This window comes from Candidatus Limnocylindria bacterium, assembly GCA_036523395.1.
GTDB lineage: Bacteria > Chloroflexota > Limnocylindria > P2-11E > P2-11E > CF-39.
On record DATDEH010000122.1, the window covers coordinates 1 to 16,393 of the forward strand.

17 protein-coding genes and 1 tRNA gene are annotated in these 16,393 nt (G+C 67.7%); 7 read left to right on the forward strand and 11 right to left on the reverse strand.

Going from position 1 to position 16,393, the window contains the following annotated elements; all coding sequences use genetic code 11:
* Positions 1–178: 178 nt before the first annotated feature.
* The 5 genes from VI056_14970 to VI056_14990 form a co-directional block, all read right to left on the reverse strand.
* Positions 179–1,864, reverse strand: a complete 1,686-nt coding sequence (locus VI056_14970; protein ID HEY6204323.1) for a S8 family peptidase — start codon at positions 1,862–1,864, stop codon at positions 179–181.
* A 217-nt stretch (positions 1,865–2,081) separates the two neighbouring features.
* Positions 2,082–3,092, reverse strand: a complete 1,011-nt coding sequence (locus tag VI056_14975; GenBank protein ID HEY6204324.1) for an inorganic phosphate transporter — start codon at positions 3,090–3,092, stop codon at positions 2,082–2,084.
* 12 nt (positions 3,093–3,104) lie between these two features.
* Positions 3,105–3,722 (reverse strand): DUF47 family protein, encoded by a 618-nt coding sequence (locus VI056_14980; protein HEY6204325.1) that lies wholly within the window; start codon positions 3,720–3,722, stop codon positions 3,105–3,107.
* A gap of 105 nt (positions 3,723–3,827) precedes the next feature.
* Positions 3,828–4,898, reverse strand: coding sequence for an ABC transporter permease (locus VI056_14985; GenBank protein HEY6204326.1), 1,071 nt, complete (start codon positions 4,896–4,898; stop codon positions 3,828–3,830).
* Positions 4,898–5,617, reverse strand: a complete 720-nt coding sequence (locus VI056_14990; GenBank protein ID HEY6204327.1) for an ABC transporter ATP-binding protein — start codon at positions 5,615–5,617, stop codon at positions 4,898–4,900. The genes VI056_14985 and VI056_14990 overlap by 1 nt, the downstream gene beginning before the upstream one ends.
* A gap of 193 nt (positions 5,618–5,810) precedes the next feature.
* Here VI056_14990 and VI056_14995 point away from each other — a divergent pair, with 193 nt between their 5' ends.
* Positions 5,811–6,002, forward strand: a complete 192-nt coding sequence (locus VI056_14995) for a hypothetical protein (GenBank protein ID HEY6204328.1) — start codon at positions 5,811–5,813, stop codon at positions 6,000–6,002.
* A gap of 82 nt (positions 6,003–6,084) precedes the next feature.
* Here VI056_14995 and VI056_15000 read toward each other — a convergent pair whose 3' ends face one another.
* Positions 6,085–6,537, reverse strand: a complete 453-nt coding sequence (locus VI056_15000; protein HEY6204329.1) for a hypothetical protein — start codon at positions 6,535–6,537, stop codon at positions 6,085–6,087.
* 46 nt (positions 6,538–6,583) lie between these two features.
* Between VI056_15000 and VI056_15005 the strand changes: the two genes are divergently transcribed.
* The 6 genes from VI056_15005 (at position 6,584) to VI056_15030 (ending at position 12,108) form a co-directional block, all read left to right on the forward strand.
* A complete protein-coding gene (locus tag VI056_15005; protein HEY6204330.1) occupies positions 6,584–7,606 on the forward strand; it encodes a gluconeogenesis factor YvcK family protein in 1,023 nt (340 codons plus the stop codon).
* Positions 7,607–7,611: 5 nt separating this feature from the next.
* Positions 7,612–8,547, forward strand: a complete 936-nt coding sequence (argF, locus tag VI056_15010) for an ornithine carbamoyltransferase (protein HEY6204331.1) — start codon at positions 7,612–7,614, stop codon at positions 8,545–8,547.
* On the forward strand, positions 8,544–9,005 hold the full coding sequence (locus tag VI056_15015) for a hypothetical protein (GenBank protein ID HEY6204332.1): 462 nt from the start codon (positions 8,544–8,546) through the stop codon (positions 9,003–9,005). The genes argF and VI056_15015 overlap by 4 nt, the downstream gene beginning before the upstream one ends.
* 106 nt (positions 9,006–9,111) lie before the next feature.
* On the forward strand, positions 9,112–10,170 hold the full coding sequence (locus VI056_15020) for a FecR family protein (protein ID HEY6204333.1): 1,059 nt from the start codon (positions 9,112–9,114) through the stop codon (positions 10,168–10,170).
* A 77-nt stretch (positions 10,171–10,247) separates the two neighbouring features.
* Positions 10,248–10,318, forward strand: a tRNA-His gene (locus tag VI056_15025).
* Positions 10,319–10,473: 155 nt separating this feature from the next.
* A complete protein-coding gene (locus VI056_15030) occupies positions 10,474–12,108 on the forward strand; it encodes a FecR family protein (GenBank protein HEY6204334.1) in 1,635 nt (544 codons plus the stop codon).
* Positions 12,109–12,112: 4 nt separating this feature from the next.
* Here VI056_15030 and VI056_15035 read toward each other — a convergent pair whose 3' ends face one another.
* The 5 genes from VI056_15035 to VI056_15055 are packed head-to-tail and all read right to left on the reverse strand — an operon-like array spanning position 12,113 to position 16,344.
* Complete coding sequence (locus VI056_15035; protein ID HEY6204335.1) at positions 12,113–12,916, reverse strand: tetratricopeptide repeat protein; 804 nt, start codon at positions 12,914–12,916, stop codon at positions 12,113–12,115.
* The gene (locus tag VI056_15040; protein ID HEY6204336.1) at positions 12,913–13,395 is read right to left on the reverse strand and encodes a cytochrome c-type biogenesis protein CcmH; all 483 of its coding nucleotides are present in this window, start codon (positions 13,393–13,395) and stop codon (positions 12,913–12,915) included. Before VI056_15040 ends, VI056_15035 begins: the two co-directional genes overlap by 4 nt.
* On the reverse strand, positions 13,392–13,925 hold the full coding sequence (locus VI056_15045) for a TlpA disulfide reductase family protein (GenBank protein ID HEY6204337.1): 534 nt from the start codon (positions 13,923–13,925) through the stop codon (positions 13,392–13,394). The genes VI056_15040 and VI056_15045 overlap by 4 nt, the downstream gene beginning before the upstream one ends.
* Positions 13,925–15,931 carry a heme lyase CcmF/NrfE family subunit gene (locus VI056_15050; protein ID HEY6204338.1) on the reverse strand — a complete coding sequence of 669 codons (2,007 nt, stop codon included), beginning with the start codon at positions 15,929–15,931 and terminating at the stop codon, positions 13,925–13,927. The genes VI056_15045 and VI056_15050 overlap by 1 nt, the downstream gene beginning before the upstream one ends.
* Entirely contained in the window at positions 15,928–16,344 is a 417-nt protein-coding gene (locus tag VI056_15055) for a cytochrome c maturation protein CcmE (protein HEY6204339.1), read from the reverse strand. Before VI056_15055 ends, VI056_15050 begins: the two co-directional genes overlap by 4 nt.
* Positions 16,345–16,393: the final 49 nt, after the last annotated feature.

The window sequence follows — 16,393 nt, forward strand, 5'->3', positions numbered from 1 at the left end:
CAGGAACACCGGCATGCGCTGGGCGGCGGCGGCGAGAGCGATGAGGATCACCAGCATCAGCGGGTCGACGTGCGCGACGTTCAGCGTGCGCAGCGACTGCGCCAGCGCTGCCGCACCCAGCGCGGCGACGAAGAGGACATACGTTTTCATGAGCTGCTTCCGATCCATCGTGCCCCCCTTAATCGACCGGATCCCAGGTCGTGCCGGTTCCTGATAGCGCGCCGCTGGACAGCCAGGTCAGCGTCTCCCAGGTCACGCCTTCCCAGGTCACGCCTTCCCAGGTGAAGCCCTCCCACATGACGTTCTCCCAGGTCACCGCGTCCCATCGCACGGTCTCCCAGGTCACGCCCTCCCAGGTCATGCCACTCGAGTCGACGCCGCCGTTGTATGTCAGGTCGCGCCAGACGAAGGGCTGTCCCAGGATGAACCTCTTCATGTCCTTCGCGAAGGCGTCGCTGACGCGGTCCGGCGAGTACTCCCTACCGACGTCGACCGACTCGGCGGCGCGGTATGCGTTCACCAGACCGGCGCCGCGGTCGAGCGTCGTGCCGAACGCGAGCGGCGTCACCGTCGACTTGAGGCGCTTCTTGATCTGCGCCGGTGAGAGCGTGGGATTGCGCTCGTACATGAGCGCGATCGTTCCGGCGACGACCGGAGCGGCCATCGACGTACCGGAGAGGCGGTAGTAGTCGGCTGACAGCGACCCGGGCACCGTGACCTGCCGATCCGGGAACAGCGAGTCGAGCGTGCTGCCCGGCGAGCGCAGGCTGATCATCCTCCGACCCGGCGCGACGAGGTCCGGCTTCGCGAGCCTGTCGAACGGGGTCTTGCCGCGCGACGAGAACGTGGCCATCAGATCGTCGGCGAGCAGCGGTGTCGCGTTGTCGTCGAGCGCTCCGACGGTGACGACGTATGGGTCGGTGGCCGGCGTCGTGATCGTGCCCGCGAGCGGACCGCTGTTGCCGGCCGAGACGACGACAGTCACGCCGGCGAAGTTGAGGATCTCGGCCGCGGTCGCCATGAGGTCGGACTTGTAGCTGCCGGTCGGCGTCGCGCCGAGCGACATGTTCAGGACCTTGATGTTGTACGTGGCCCGGTTGGCCAAGACCCACTGCAGCCCACGCAGGATGATCGACACGTTCGAGCTGCCATTCGCGTCGATCACGCGGACGTCGATGATGTTCGCGTTCGGAGCGACGCCGGTGTAGAGGCCCGCGGACTGCGTGCCGTCGCCGGCGATCAGGCCCGCGACGTGCGTGCCGTGGCCGCCGAGGTCGTTCAGTGGAATGTTCGAGACCGTCGGTGCGACCGAGGTGAAGTCGATCGCGGCCACGATCCGGCCCGCCAGGTCCGGATGCGGGTAGACGCCGCTGTCCACGACGGCGACGCCGACACCGCGGCCCGTGACGCCGAGCTGTGACCACGCCGTGGGCGCGTCCACCTCGAGGATCCCCGGCGACCCCGCCTTCAGGCTGTCGAGCGCCGGGTCGAACTGCGCCCTGAGCTTCTGATCCTTGACGACGTAGTCGACGTCGTCGTCCCGTGTGAGCTTCAGGATGTGCACGCCCTTGATGCGCGCGGAGATGCCGCCGACGATGCCGAGGACATGCTTGACGCTTCCGCCTTGCTTGGTAACCGACTTCGCCGCCTTCTCGACCCGCCGCTCCGCAGCGCGGCCGGCCCGTCCCTCTTTGTCGAGGGGCACGGAGCGCACGATCACGTCGAAGTCGTCGGTCGGCGCTGACAGGATCTCAGTCAGGAATGACGCGTCGATCTTGGTCGGGTCGAACGAATTAGCCGCGCTCGGTGTCGCTTCGGTCCCGAGCAGCAACGCGACCGTGATCGTCGCGGAAAGCCAACGCATCGCTAGACGCATCACGTTCTCGCTCACTCCCCACACATGCGTGTCGCCACGGCCCACGCCGCAGTAAGGGGGTCAATAGTCCCTTAGGCAATGACTACAGGGACCCAAATGGGGGACCCGATACGTGTCCGAAACGCGCGAGGTTCGCGACTGCGGCGAATTGATGAGAGGGGACTGGCCGTGCGACTGAGAAGGTTACGGACCGTGGCGAGATCCGCTAGGGATGCACTCCGATCGCGCGCATGGCGATCGCGATCACGTAACCGATGACGAAGCAGCCGGGGATCGTCAACACCCAGGCGGTGACGATCCGTCCCGCTATACCCCAGCGCACGGCCGAGAGCCGGCGCGTCGAGCCGACGCCGAGGATCGCGCCCGAGATCGCATGGGTCGTCGAGATCGGGATGCCGAACCGGGTCGCGATCTCGATCACGGTGCCCGCGGTCGTTTCCGCCGCGAATCCCTGGACCGGAGTGAGCTTGGTGATCCGGATGCCCATGGTCCTCATGATCCGCCAGCCGCCGGTCATGGTTCCGATGCCGATCGCAGCGGCGCAGATGACCTTGACCCAATCCGGGATGTAGAAATCCGCGCCAGTGGGCACGACGCCATACGCGGCGAGAGCCAGGGCGATGATGCCCATCGTCTTCTGACCGTCGTTGCCGCCGTGGCTGAACGCCATGTAAGCGCTCGACAGGATCTGGGCACGGCCGAAGAAGCGCTGCACCCAACCGAACGACGTGTTCCGCAGGAGCCAGTAGAGCGACAGCATGAGGAGGTAGCCGACGAGGAACGCGAGCGCGGGCGAGTAGACAACGCCGAAGCTCGTCTTCTGGAGCCCGGCGACTATGACGACATCCGTGCCATGGATCGCGACCGACGCACCGATGATCGAGAAGATCAGCGCGTGGCTCGAGGAGGTCGGCAGGCCGAAATACCAGGTGAGGAGGTCCCACGCGATCGCCGCGATGAGCGCGGCGATCACGAGGTCCTGCGTGACCACCTTCGCGTCGACGATCCCGTTCCCGACGGTCTTCGCGACCGCAACTCCCGAAAGGGCGCCGAGGAGGTTGAGGCTCCCCGCCATGAGCACGGCCTGGCCTGGAGTCAGTACGCGTGTCGCGACTACCGTGGCGATCGCGTTGGCTGCGTCGTGGAAGCCGTTCACGTATTCGAAGATGACGCCGAGGATGACGACGAGCGCGAGGAGGACGAGCGCGTATTCCAAGCTCGGGTTCCCTTAGCTGTGTTTGATCACGATCATCTCGACGATGTTCGCGACGTCCTCACATCGGTCGACGGCCACCTCGATGAGCGAATGGATGTCCTTCCATTTGATTATCTCGATCGGGTCCGTGACGTTCGCGAACAGGTCCCCGACCGCGTCGCGGAAGACCTGGTCGCCCTCGTTCTCGTAGGTGTGGATCCTGATCCAGTGCGGCTCGAGTCCTTTGAGCCCTTCGAGGGCCTTGATCATCGCGACCATCTCGGTCGCCGCGCCGACCAGCGCCTTGGCCTGGCGGGTCGCCTGCGGCCGGACGCTCCGGATCTTGTAGAGCAGAACGAGCTCACTCACGTCGTACGCGACGTCGGCGACATCGTCGAGCTTGGACGCGATCCCGACGATGTCCTCGCGGTCGAGCGGCGTGACGAATGTCTCGTTCAGGCTCTTGAAGATCTCGTGGGTCAGCTCGTCGCCGTAGTGCTCGATCGCGTGGATGTCGCGCACCTTGCGTTCGACTTCGGTGAAATCGGTCAACAAACGCTCGAGCGCGACGGCCGCCTCGAGGCTGTTCGCAGCATGCTTGTCGAACTGGGTGAAGAAGAATCTCTTTTTCGGCATCAGGGACAGCCGCATGGATGTCCTCCTTCTCGGGACATAAAGAGACCGCGCGCCCGCGCGGTCCACTTCGATCGGCTCGGCATTCTGTTGAGGGACTGTAATGGCTCGATCCAGCGTCGGCTACACCACCTCTCGCCTGATCGAGACGACCGCGCCGATGGCCATCACGAGTCCGAAGACGACCAGGACGCCGATGTCGCGCAGCACGAGCGGGTCGGCGAGCTCGTATCCCTTGATCATCACCGAGCGCAGCGCTTCGTTCGCATACGTCAGCGGCAACACCGCGGCGACCGGACGCAGGTAGTCAGGCAGCTGGTCCAACGGAATGAGAAGTCCCGATAGGAACACCTGAGGCAGCAGGACGATCGGCACGAACTGCACTGCCTGCAGCTCGTTGCGCGCCGCAGCCGACACGAGCAATCCGAGCGATACGGCGCCGACGACGAGCACGGCTTCGACGATGAAGATCGTCGCGAGGTTGCCGCGGTAGTGGACCTGCAACACGAAGACGGTGAAGACGAGGATCACGACCGCTTGCAGCAGGGCGAAGAAGCTGAACCCTGCGAGGTAGCCAAGGACGAGCTCGCCGCGGCGGAGGGGAGTGGCCATGAGCCGCTCGAGCGTCCCCGACGTGCGCTCGCGTAGGAACGACACCGCCGAGAGCAGGAAGATGAAGAAGAAGGCGAAGAACGCGACGAGGACCGGGGCGAGATAGTCGAGGATCGAGTAGTCGGGCCCGCCATACAGCTGGTCGATCTTCACGGCCGGTCCGCTCAGCACGAGGTTGCTGCCTGCGATCGCGTCGGTCAGCGCTTTCTGGATGGCACCACCGATCGAACCGCTCTCCAGCGGATCGGCGCCCTCGATCTGGATGCGAAGTGTGGCGCCCTCGAGCCAGACCACCGCGTCGACCTCGCCACTACGCAATTGCCGGAGGCCGTCCTCGAACGTGCCGCGCCGTCCGTGGATCGCGGTCGATGCGGCGAAGCGATCGACGATCGGGGCAGGGAGATTCAAACGGTCTGTCGCGACCACGACCGTCGGGACGCGCTCCGTCGCCGATCCCCACACCGCGCCGACGAGCGAGAGCACCACGACCGGTGCGGCGAACAGAAGACCCAACGAGCGCCGATCGCGCCGGAAGCCGAGGACGATCCGCTGCGCGACGGCGCGGACGCGATGCGGATCCATCAGCGTGCCTCCGCGAGCGCGACGAAAGCGCCTTCGAGATCGCGCGCGCCCGCTCGCGCGACGAGCTCGTTCGCAGTGCCCTCTGCGAGCACGACGCCGCCGCGGATCAGGCCAAGACGATCACACCGTGACGCCTCATCCATGACGTGACTGGACACGAGCATCGTGATCCCGGATGCCGCGAGCATCCGAAAGTGCGACCAGAACTCCTTGCGCAGCAGCGGATCGACTCCGACCGTGGGCTCATCGAGGAGCAGGAGACTCGGACGATGAAGGAGGGTCGCAGCCAGCGACACGCGCGTGCGCATCCCGCCCGATAGCGTGCTCACGACGGAGCGACGGCGCTCGAGGAGGTCGACGGTGCGCAGCGACTCCTCGATCCGGTCGTCCGCGTTGGCGACGCCCTGGAGGGCCGCGAAGAAGCTGAGGTTCTCCTGGACCGACAGCTCTCCGTAGAGCGCCGGCGCCTGGGTCATGTAGCCCACCTGCGCTGCAGTCACCGCTGCTCGGGGGGTGCCTCCGAGGACCGTGAGCGTGCCCCCTTCCGGACGCAACAGTCCGGCAACGCAGCGGATGAAGGTCGTCTTTCCTGATCCATTCGGTCCGAGCAGGCCGTAGATCTCACCGGTGCGGACCCGGACGTCGAGGCCCCGGAGCGCCTCGATCACGCCGAACCGCTTTCGGACGCCCTGAGCGATGACGGCGAAATCAGCTCTCACAGCGAAATCTCACGCGGAACCCTAGTCCAGAACGCCGGCAGGTCACGGTTTACACCGATAGAACGGATCCCGAAGCACGCTTTCCGTCGCGGTCTTCCGCGCCGATCGGCAGTCGAAACCGTGGCACAACAGTTGCTCTTGACCCATGTCAGCAAAGGCTCCGCCCCCAATGCGGCGGGAAAGGACGGCGGTCATGGACGCTTTCCTCGTAGGTCTGGTCTTCGGTGTCGCGTTCGGGATGCTCGTCGTCGGTTTCCTCGCCGTTGGTTCTTACCAGCGCGGGTTCAGCCAGGCACTCGAGCGCCGCAAGGAGTGGCGTGGTGAGCTCGTCGCGCGCCAGGTGGTCGCGCGCCGCGCGCTTGAGCAGCTGCGCAAGGCCAGCTAGCTCGCTCGCGCATCACTCAATAGGTCGTAAGGGGCCGCCGAAGGGCGGCCCTTACGTTTTGTGCGCGACAGCGCAAAGCCCCCTACTTCCCGAACCAGGAACGTCTGAGATCCTCTATCGCCCGCTGCAGCCGGTCGACCAGGCCGGGGATGCCCGTCGGCGCGATCTCGACCTCGCCGGTGGTGCGCGACACCCGCAGCTCGTCCCCCGACTGGACCGCCGCCTTCACCGCCGCGCGGTCAGCCGTGACGGTGAACACGACGCGGTCCTGATCGGCGACGACGCTCGCGACCCGTAAGCGTCCATCCGGCAGGGCCTTGATGACCGCTTTGAGGTCGGCATCGCTCCGCATGTCGGCCTGAGGCTGCGGCGCGACCCGCGCAACGGTCCTCCCGACCTCGTCGAAGAAGTTCTGAGGACCCTTAACAACGCTCCCGATGAGCGCGGCGAACAGGCCGACGGCGAGCAGCACCGCGAACATGCCGATCACGAATTGCAGCGCCCAGATCGGGAGGAACGTACCCGCGCGCTTCACGTGTCCTCAGGCTAGCAAGGGGGTGCATATCTGCGAAGATTCGGCAATGGAGCCTCTGAGGGTCGTCTGCGTTGGCGGCGGGCTTGGCGCGCCGACGGTCATGGCCGGTCTGCGGACATTCACGTCGGACATCACCGGGCTCATCGCCGTCACGGACTCTGGACGGTCGACCGGCAAGGTCCGCATCGCCCTCGATGTGCCCGCGCCCGGCGACATCCGGAACGCGCTCACCGTTCTGGCCGAGGGCGATCCCGTCCTCACCCGCCTCTTCAACCACCGCTTCGAGACGGACAAGAGCGAGGACCTGAACGGCATGGCGTTCGGAAACCTGTTCCTCGCGGCGCTGACGCAGCAGGAGGGGTCGTTCCTCGCCGCGGTCGAAGAGGCATCACGCCTCCTGAAGCTGCGCGGTCGCGTCCTCCCGGTGACCCTCTACAACACGCACCTGTGCGCGGAGCTCACCGATGGAAGCATCGTCGAGACCGAGGTCAACGTGCGCGGGACGGGAAAGGCGCCGATCGCGCGCGTGTTCCTCAAGGACATGCATGTCGGCGCGACGCCGGGAAGTGTCGAGGCAATCGCCTCGGCGGACCTCATCACGCTCGGACCGGGGAGCCTGTACACGACGGTCTGCGCGTGTCTCCTCGTGCCGGACATCGCGCGCGCGATCGCGAGCGCCGACGGGCTTGTCGTGTACGTCGCGAACACGACCCGCCAGCCCGGGCAGACCGACACGCTCTCGCTCTCCGATCACGTGCGCGCGGCGCAGGACTATCTCGGCGGATCCGGCCTCGACGCCGTCCTCGTGAACGACGACCCGCCGCCGGCGCACCTTCGCGTCCACTACGCAGAGAAAGGCTTGGCGCTGCTCGACCCGACTCCCGACGAGCTCGAGCGCATCCGCGCGCTGGGCGTGCGACCGGTCACCGCGCCGATCATCGACAAATGGAGTGGCCCGCGGGACCTGTGGCTCAAGCAGGACACGATCCGCCACGACCCCGAGCGTGTGGCGCGCGCGCTCGTCGACCTCGTCGAGCAGCGCCGGCGTCCTGCGCTCCGCGCACTATGACGGCGGTGCTGTCGCGCGTGCGCCACTTCGTGTCGATCGCGGACCTCGATCCGGGCGGTCTTGGCCGCCTGCTCGAGCGGTCCTCATTGCTCAAGGCGGCGCGCCAGCGTCGCGAGCCGCTGCTCGCCGGTCGCACGCTCGCGCAGATCTTCGAGAAGCCGAGCCTGCGGACCCGGCTCTCCTTCGACGTGGGCATGACCGAGCTCGGCGGTCACTGCGTATATCTCTCGCCGCAGGAGGTCGGTCTCGGTCGGCGTGAGAGCGTCGCCGACGTTGCGCGCGTCGTGAGCCGCATGGTCGATGCCGTCGTGTTGCGCACGAACGCCCACGAGACGATCGAGGAGTTCGCGCGCTTCGCGTCGATCCCCGTGATCAACGGGCTCTCCGACCTCTCGCATCCGTGCCAGGGACTCGCGGACATCCTCACGATCAGCGAGAAGAAAGGGCCCGATCTACGCAACGTCACGGTCGCGTACGTCGGCGACGGGAACAACGTCCTCAACTCGCTCATGCTCGCCGTCGTGCTGCGATCGGCCCGGATGCGCGTCGCCACACCCGCCGGGTTCGATCCCATGCCCAGGTACCGCGAGCTTGCGGAGCGCAAGGCCAGGGAAGCGAACGGCTCGATCGAGTTCGGGAACGATCCCATCGCTGCCGTGCGCGACGCGGATGTCGTCTACACCGACGTCTGGACGAGCATGGGGCAGGAGCAGGAGTACGAGCGACGGCGCCGGGCGTTCATGGGCTACCAGGTCAACGCGCCGCTGCTTCGTCATGCGAAGCCGGACGCGATCGTGATGCACGACCTTCCCGCACACCGCGGCGAGGAGATCACCGACGAGGTCCTCGACGGACCACAGAGCGTCGTGTTCGATCAGGCCGAGAACCGCCTCCACGCGCAGAAGGCGATCCTGTGCTGGCTCCTCCGAGGTGAGGGATGAACGAGCGCGTGATCCTCGCCGACTGCTGCGAGGACTGGATCATCGAGTGGGGCGGCTTCTACAAGCCCGACCGGTCGTTCGGCTGCCCTGAGTGCGCCACCGAGTGGAAGAAGACGGACAACGACACCTACCGGCGCGGCGACGGTCGGATCTTCACACGCCGCACGCGTGTCGGCCCTCAGGCGTCCTTTCCATACCTCGCATCTGCCGACGGCCATCAACCGAACGTCGAGCGCTGCTGCGCGAAGATCCTGCTGGCGCACGGAGAGCGCATGCCTGATGGACCGTTCGTGTGTCCGGTGTGCGGGACCGAGTGGCAGCGCCGCACGGAGCGGCTGCACGGACTCCGCGTCGCGGTGTTCGCGAAGTCCGGCCTCGCTGAGCCGCTCACCATCCAGGCCGGACGCACGCGACCGTTCCTCGTCACTCTTTCGGAGTACTCGCCGCCGCGCGACTAGTACTCGCCGCCCGGTCGCTGGTACTCCTTGTTGTCGCGCTCAGGCCTGTGAGTTCCCCCGAACGGCAGATGAGCGTGTGACACCCGGCGCCATAGGCTCACGCGCGGTGGCAAAGGTGGGTACTCCCGCTGGTGTGGTGGAGATGAGGGGTCGGGCGGACGCGACGCGCCTACGCAGGGTGATCGCGGTCGTCGCTGTCGCGTTCGTCCTGTTCGTGGCGCTCGGAGTGAGTGGGACGTTCGGGGGTCGCGCGCTCGGCGCGGCGACGATCGTCACGATGATCTCCGGGGACGTCCAGGTGCGACATGGCGCGGCTGCGGCCTTCGTGACCGCGACCGACGGCGAGGTCCTGGTCGCCGGCGATACCGTTCGCACCGCCGACGGAGCGCGCGCGGTCCTGACCTACTTCGAAGGCTCGACGGTGAGCGTCGAGCCGAACACCGAGCTCACGATCGAGACCGCGGCGTCATTCACCGATGGCAGCACCGTCGTGGTGATGCAGCAGAACTTCGGCCGGACCTGGCACGTCGTGACGAAGCTCATCACCGGGAACTCCAAGTACGAAGTGAAGACGCCCGCCAGCACCGCGTCGGTGCGCGGCACCGCCTTCCAGGTGGATAGCGACGGCGAGCGGACCACGGTCACGACGACCGAAGGCACCGTCGTCGCTCGTGTGGCGGACCCGGACCATGTCGGCCAGACCGTCGACGTTCCGGTCCCCGCAGGCAAGACGCACGAGCAGAAGAAGAACGCGCGGCCGGCTCCAGCGGCGACGGCGCCCCAGTCGGAGCGCACGCTGACCATGACGCTCGACGACCAGAACTCGCTCGTCATCGACGCAGAGGGGCGCGCGAACGGCATCGACAAGAACGGGAAGAAGCACCTCGAGACGCCCGGCGCGCAGCTCGTGAAGACCAAGGACGGGAAGCTCCAGGTCGTGCTGCAGAACGTGTCGGACGGTCGCCTCGAGGCACAGGTGCGCAAGGCCGGCGGCGGCACCGAGGTCGGCGTGCAGACCACGGTCGAGGACAAGGGCAGCGAGCCGGTCAGGATCGATGGCAAGGTCAAAGCCGACACGACCGGTCAGGGCAGCGTGAGCCTCGACGTGGACCGCAGCGCGGACGGCAAGACGAACCTCAAGCAGTCGAGCGGGAAGAAGCCCTAGCTCAACGCAGCGGAGCGATCCGCGCGTCGCGACCCAACTCCTCGGTACACTTACGAAGCGGAGACCCTCCGCTCATGGCGGCGTTAGCCTAGTGGTAAGGCTCCAGATTGTGGATCTGGCTAGACGGGTTCAATTCCCGTACGCCGCCCAGATCACGCCCTTTCTGTAAGGCGAATGGCTCGCGCGTATCTCCCCGCCTGACACGAATCGCGCGATCTCCGCCGCCATACTTTCGCCCCAAGGTCACTTCGTCTTCCAAAGAGCCGCACCGTTCGGGCGCTGCTACTGCTCGGCCTCACCGCGGTGTTCGCGGTTGTGATGACCGGCGCGCTCGCGCTCATGTTCCCGACGGAGGCGCTGGGATCGTCAAGCACGCTCGAGGTCCTCGACGGCGTCGTCGCTGTGAGTCACGACGGCAACACCTTCGCGATGGGTAAGGACGGCGACACGCTCCAGCAGGGTGACGTCATCCGCACCGGCGAGGGCGCGCACGCGGTGCTCACCTTCTTCGACGGCTCGGTCATCGAGCTCGAGCCCGACAGCGAGATCCGCGTCGAGACACTCCAGGCGTCGAGCGCCGGCGATCTCCTCATGACGATGCAGCAGACCATCGGCCGCAGCTGGCACGTCGTGTCGCGCGCGCTCACGCCGAATTCGAAATACGAGGTGCGGACGCCCGCCGCGACTGCAACGGTGCGCGGCACCGCGTTCCTCGTCAGCGTCTCGCCGCAGGGCGTGTCGAACATCCAGACCACCGACGGCGTCGTCGGGATGATCGGCGGCGGGCAGGAGGTCCTCGTGCCTCCCGGATTCCAGTCGAGCGTCCTGCCGGGTGGCGTGCCGGAATCGCCGACACCCGCGCCGCCGCCGCCGGCTCTCGTGCGCATCGTGCTCGACCCAACGCCGAACGCGGCCGTGGTCGACGCGTTCAAGCGCACGGTGGGCGTGATCAACGGACTGCCCATCCGCTACATACCAGGTTCGACCGTCGCGCTCGTCGATGGAAAGCTCGTGCTCACGATCCCGAATCCGTCTCACGGTCGTCGTCTCGATACGCACATCCAGCCGGCGGATCCGAAAGACCTCAGCGTCGACGTGAACGTTCAGGTCCAGGTCGAAGGTGTCGTCGTCGGCAACGTGATCGATCACCGCTCGGTCGGGGCGAACGGCGTCGCGAAGGGTGGGCTGGTGCTGACGACGACCGGAACGGTGCTCCTGCCCGACTCCGAGGCGAAGACGAGCGAGGAACCGCGGATCGGACGCTTGCCACCGCCACCGCCGAGTGGCCCGAGCCTCGTCGCGCGACCGACAGCCGGTCCGACGATGGTCGTCACGCCGCCTCCGAGCTTCGTGTCGCGCATCGACTTCGACCCGCGCGTGAGCCTCGCGACATCGACGCCCACACCGGCGCCGACGGCGAGCCTGGTCTTCAACGGTGCGTACCAGCCGTACGCGACGAAGCTGGAGCCGAGCGCGACGCCGGCGCCGAACTCGAGTCTCATCGTGTTCACAAGCTCGACGGAAACGTTGAAGCTCGTGGCCTCGCCGACGCCCGCGCCGACGCCGGAGCCGACGTTCCTTCTGCTCCGCACGCTGGATCCGATCTGCTGTTTGATCGCGCCGACGGTGACGCCGACACCCGCCGCGACGCTCATCCTGCGAACGCTGGATCCGATCTGCTGCCTCATCGCGCCGACCCCGACGCCAACGGCCGCACCGATCATCATCTGCTGCCTGTCGACGATCGCGCCGACGCCGACTCCTGCACCGGGTCTGATCTTGCGGACGATCTCACCGATCCTCCTGCCCACGCCGACACCAACGCCGGCGCCCACGCTCATCCTGCGCACGATCGACCCGATCCTGCTGCCGACGCCCACGCCCACGCCGTCCCCGCTCCGCACGATCATCCGCTGCATCCCAGGGCTGACCTGCTAGTCGGCTAGAGACCCGCTTTCTTCCTCGCGTCCTGATAGAGAGGACGCACCATCTCCGCCGCGGGATGGAACTCGCCGACGTCGAGGAAGACCGTCCACGTGTCGACCGCGCCGCGCCAGTCCTCACCGCGGTACTGGATCAGCCCTTTCAGGAAGAGCGCATCCGCGTCACGCGGGCGCAGCGCCAGCACGCGATCGGCCGCGAGACGCGCGCCGGTCATCTCGCCGGAGCGGAACAGCATGAAGCCGATCCCGTTGAGCGCCGCGACGCTGTCCCTGTCGATCGCGAGGACCGCCTGATACGTCGCGACGGCGTCGGTCACGCGGCCTTCGGTCACGTACGCGTCGGCCAGGGCTAGCAGCGTCGGCACGTCGCGCGGGCTCGCCTTCGCGCGCGATTCGAGCTCGGGGAGAGTCGCCGTTGCTGGTGCCGTGCCGGTGATCGGCTCGCCGGGCGCGCGGTCGCCGGTCGCGCGCGGCAGCTCGATGATGACGAGCACCACCGCGATGCCCGCGATGACTGACGCGAGCGCGAGCGTCCGCCACGGCGCGGGCGTCGGTGGCGTCTCGCGCTCCTTCACGAACGCGCTGCGCTCGAGGAGGCCGCGCAGCCGCTCGTGGTCGGCCGGCGCGATCGTGCCGGCGGCACGCGCGAACTCGAGATCGCGCAGCGAGCTCACCGCGCGCGATATGTCGTCGCGCGCGTCGGGCGTTTCGACCGGCCACGCGACTTCGCGACGCGCAAGCAGCGGTCGCACGGCGAGTGCGAGACCGACGAGGAAGAGCGTCGTAAAGAGGAGGTAGCTCATTCGGCACCGTCCGCCTGCGGCAGATCGAGCGCCTCCTCGCGCGCGACGCGTTCGCGGAGCACGGCGAGTTCGCGTGCCGAAGGTGCGGCAGCACTCGGCGCGCCGCGACGCATCCGCCCGAGCGCGACGACCAGCCCTGCGGCGAGCGCGACGAGCGGCACGAGCCAGATGAGACCGTTCCAGGACAGAGCTGGTGGCGAAAGCAGCACCCAGTCGCCGTACGACGCGCGGAACTCGTCGCGGATCTCCTCATCCGTCCGGCCCTCGGCGACGCGCTGCACCACCAGATCGCGCATCTGGCGCGCGCTCGCCGCGGGCGAATCCTTCACCGAGAGCCCTTGGCAGGTCACGCAGCGCAGCTCGCTCGTGATCCGGTCCACGCGCTCCGCAGCGGTCGCGTCGTGTGGTCGCGCGCTCCAGGCGACCGCTCCGAGGATCGCGATGAGCGCCACCAGGATGAGCGTTCGCTCGCGCGTCATCGTGTCGCCTTCGGTCTAAGGCCGTCGATGGCCGTGACGAGGGTCGCCTCGTCTATCGGACCGATGTGCCGTCCGGCGATGATGCCGTCGGGTGCGATGAAGTACGTCTCGGGCGGTCCGAAGACGCCGTACGAGAACGCGATACGACCATCCTCGTCCTGCACGGTAGGCCACGTGACGCCGTTCGTGCTCACGTACGCACGTGCCTTCTCCGTCGAATCGCCGTAGACGATGCCGATGAAGATCACGTCGCTGGTGCGATACCGCTCCCAGACGCGCACGAGGGCGGGGTTCTCCTCTTTGCAGGGCGGGCACCACGAGGCGAAGAAGTTGAGGACCACCACCTTGCCTGCGTAATCCTTGAGCGAGAGCGAGCCGGTCCCGTCGAGCTTGTCCGCGGTGAACGCCGCGGCCGGCTTGTTCACGGTGCCGGTGCGGATGTCGTGCGGATCGCGCCTGAACGAGAGCATGAGCACGACGACGAGCGCGGCGATGCCGAGCACGACCCCGTAGCGAAGCCAGCGAGGCATCAGTCGCCGACCGTCGCAGGAGCTTCGACCAGCGGATGCGTGACCTCACGGCGCCTCGGCTGTGGCAGCGCGGCGATCACCGCGCCGAGCCCGACGACAGCGCCGCCGAGCCAGAGCCACGAGACGAGAGGGATGACGAGGATGCGGATCGTCGCCCACGAGCTCCCGGTGGTGTCGTACGCGGCGAGGATCGTGTACACGTCATCGCGGAGTCCCGCGGAGATACCTGGCGACCCGACCGCCTGCGTCGCGTTGGGAAAGAACACGAGCGACGGCCGCAGGTGCAGGTCGGCGCCGTTTCCCGTGATGGCGAGGTCCGCGACGAGCAGGTCGCGCTGCGGCTCGCTCACGTTCCGCAGTCCGCCGAACGCGACCGTGTACCCAGCGACATCGAAGTGCTCGCCCGCACGGACCGTGCGCTCGACCTCGACGGTCTTCGATTGGCTCGTCGCCACCGCGACCGCGACCAGGACGATTCCGAGATGCACGACATACCCGCCGTATCGGCGGCCGCTGCGCCGCAGCAGGTTCGCGAATGCGGTGCTTGCGCTCTCGCCGTGCAGCGTCCGCCGTGCGCGGATGCCGCGCGCGAACTCCTGCACGACGGTCGCGGCCACGAATGCCGCGAGCGCGTACGTGAGGACGGCGAACGCACCGCCGAGACCCGTCGCGACCGCGAGGAGCGCGCCGCCCGCGGCGGCGACGATCGGGGCCGTGAACTGACGCTCGAGCGTGGCGCGCGACGCGCCATGCCATGGCAGCTGCGGCCCGATGCCCATGAGGAACAGCAGCGCGAGGGCGAGCGGTACCTCGACGCGGTCGAAGTAGGGCCGTCCGATCGACAGCTGATCCCCGCTGATCGCCTCGGCGATGAGCGGGTAGAGCGTGCCGAGCAGGACGGTCAGCGTCGCGGCGACGAAGACGACGTTCTGGAAGAGAAAGATCGCCTCGCGCGACAGCGGCGCGCCTACCGTTCCGGCGTCGCGCAGCATCGGCATACGCCACAGCAGCAGGCCCACGGACAGCACGACGATCGCGACGAGGTAGCCGAGCAGCAGTGGCCCGATGGCGGACTGCGTGAAGGCGTGCACCGAATTCACGACGCCGCTGCGCGTGAGGAACGTGCCGAGGATCGTGAGCGCGAAGGTCGCGATGACGAGCGACAGGTTCCAGCTACGCAGGAGGCGCCGTTTCTCCTCGACCATGACCGAGTGGAGGTACGCGGTCGCGACGAGCCAGGGCATGATCGCGGCGTTCTCCACCGGGTCCCACGCCCAGTACCCGCCCCAGCCGAGCACCGCATACGACCACCACGAGCCAGCGACGATGCCGACGCCGAGGAGACCCCACGAGACGAGCGCGAAGCGGCGCGTCGCGACGAGCCAGCGGTCCCCGCCCTCGCCGAGGATCAGCGACGCGATCGCGTAGGCGAACGGTACCGAGAACAGCACGTAGCCGAGATAGAGGAGCGGGGGATGCAGCGCCATGAGCGGATGGTTCTGCAGCAGCGGGTTCGGGCCGTTCCCGTTGAGCGGCACGATCTCGCTGCGCACGAATGGATCTGCCGCGGGCGTCGTCACGAGCATGAGGAAGAACGCGAGCATCGCGAACAGGATCGCGAGCGCGGTCGTCGCGAGACGGGGCAGCGCGGGCGTCCCGCGCCACGCGACGTATGCCGCCGCGCCCGCGAGGATCGCGGTCCAGAGCAGGATCGAGCCTTCGAGCGCCGCCCACAGCGAGATGACGGTGAAGAAGAGCGGCGTCTCGAGCGCGTTGTTGCGCGCGACGTACGCGACGGAGAAGTCGTGCGTGACCAGCGCGCCGACCATCGCGAGCGCGGCGAGCACGACCAGCAGCAACGTGATGAGCGCGGACCAGCGCGCGCTCGCGAGCGCGCGGCCGTCACGTTTCGCGGCGGCGTAGGCCGCGGCGCCGACGCCCCAGATCGCGAGCGGCAGCGCCGCGCGCAGCGCGCCGGTGCCGAGGTCGGCGAAGGTGAGGTTCAAGGCGTCTGGTGGCTCGGGGTCGCGCCCGGCGACGGAGGCGCGTACTGCTCGTCGTGTTTCGCGATGACCTGCGTCGCGCGGAACGTGCCGTCGGATGCGAACGACCCCTCGACGACCGCGCCCGCTCCCTCCCGCAGCAGCGACGGCGGTGCGCCCGTGCCGATGACCGTCACACGCGCGGTGCCGTCCGTGAGCGTGAAACGCAGGTCGCGTGTCTGCGGGTCGTAGCGAAGGCTTCCGGCTTCGACCTGTCCCCCAAGCCGCGCGGCCGTGCCGGCCGCGATATGCCGGTCGCGTGCCTCGGTCGGCGTGAGGTAATACACGGCCGAGCTCGCGAGGTTCTGCACCGCGACGAAGCCGATCAGGACCGCGGCGGCGAGCACCGCGATCAGCAGGACGCGGCGCGCTCCCATGCGCTCAACTCCCACGGCGCCGGCGCAGAGAGATGAGGTACACGAGGGT

Bases quoted from the DNA above. Each gene is read 5' to 3' on its own strand.
- VI056_14995 (HEY6204328.1), top strand. From the start codon at position 5,811: ATGGACGCTTTCCTCGTAGGTCTGGTCTTCGGTGTCGCGTTCGGGATG.
- VI056_15040 (HEY6204336.1), bottom strand. From the start codon at position 13,395: ATGACGCGCGAGCGAACGCTCATCCTGGTGGCGCTCATCGCGATCCTC.
- VI056_14985 (HEY6204326.1), bottom strand. From the start codon at position 4,898: ATGGATCCGCATCGCGTCCGCGCCGTCGCGCAGCGGATCGTCCTCGGC.
- VI056_15005 (HEY6204330.1), top strand. From the start codon at position 6,584: ATGGAGCCTCTGAGGGTCGTCTGCGTTGGCGGCGGGCTTGGCGCGCCG.
- VI056_15045 (HEY6204337.1), bottom strand. From the start codon at position 13,925: ATGCCTCGCTGGCTTCGCTACGGGGTCGTGCTCGGCATCGCCGCGCTC.
- VI056_15035 (HEY6204335.1), bottom strand. From the start codon at position 12,916: ATGAGCTACCTCCTCTTTACGACGCTCTTCCTCGTCGGTCTCGCACTC.
- VI056_14970 (HEY6204323.1), bottom strand. From the start codon at position 1,864: ATGCGTTGGCTTTCCGCGACGATCACGGTCGCGTTGCTGCTCGGGACC.
- VI056_15055 (HEY6204339.1), bottom strand. From the start codon at position 16,344: ATGGGAGCGCGCCGCGTCCTGCTGATCGCGGTGCTCGCCGCCGCGGTC.
- VI056_15015 (HEY6204332.1), top strand. From the start codon at position 8,544: ATGAACGAGCGCGTGATCCTCGCCGACTGCTGCGAGGACTGGATCATC.
- VI056_14980 (HEY6204325.1), bottom strand. From the start codon at position 3,722: ATGCGGCTGTCCCTGATGCCGAAAAAGAGATTCTTCTTCACCCAGTTC.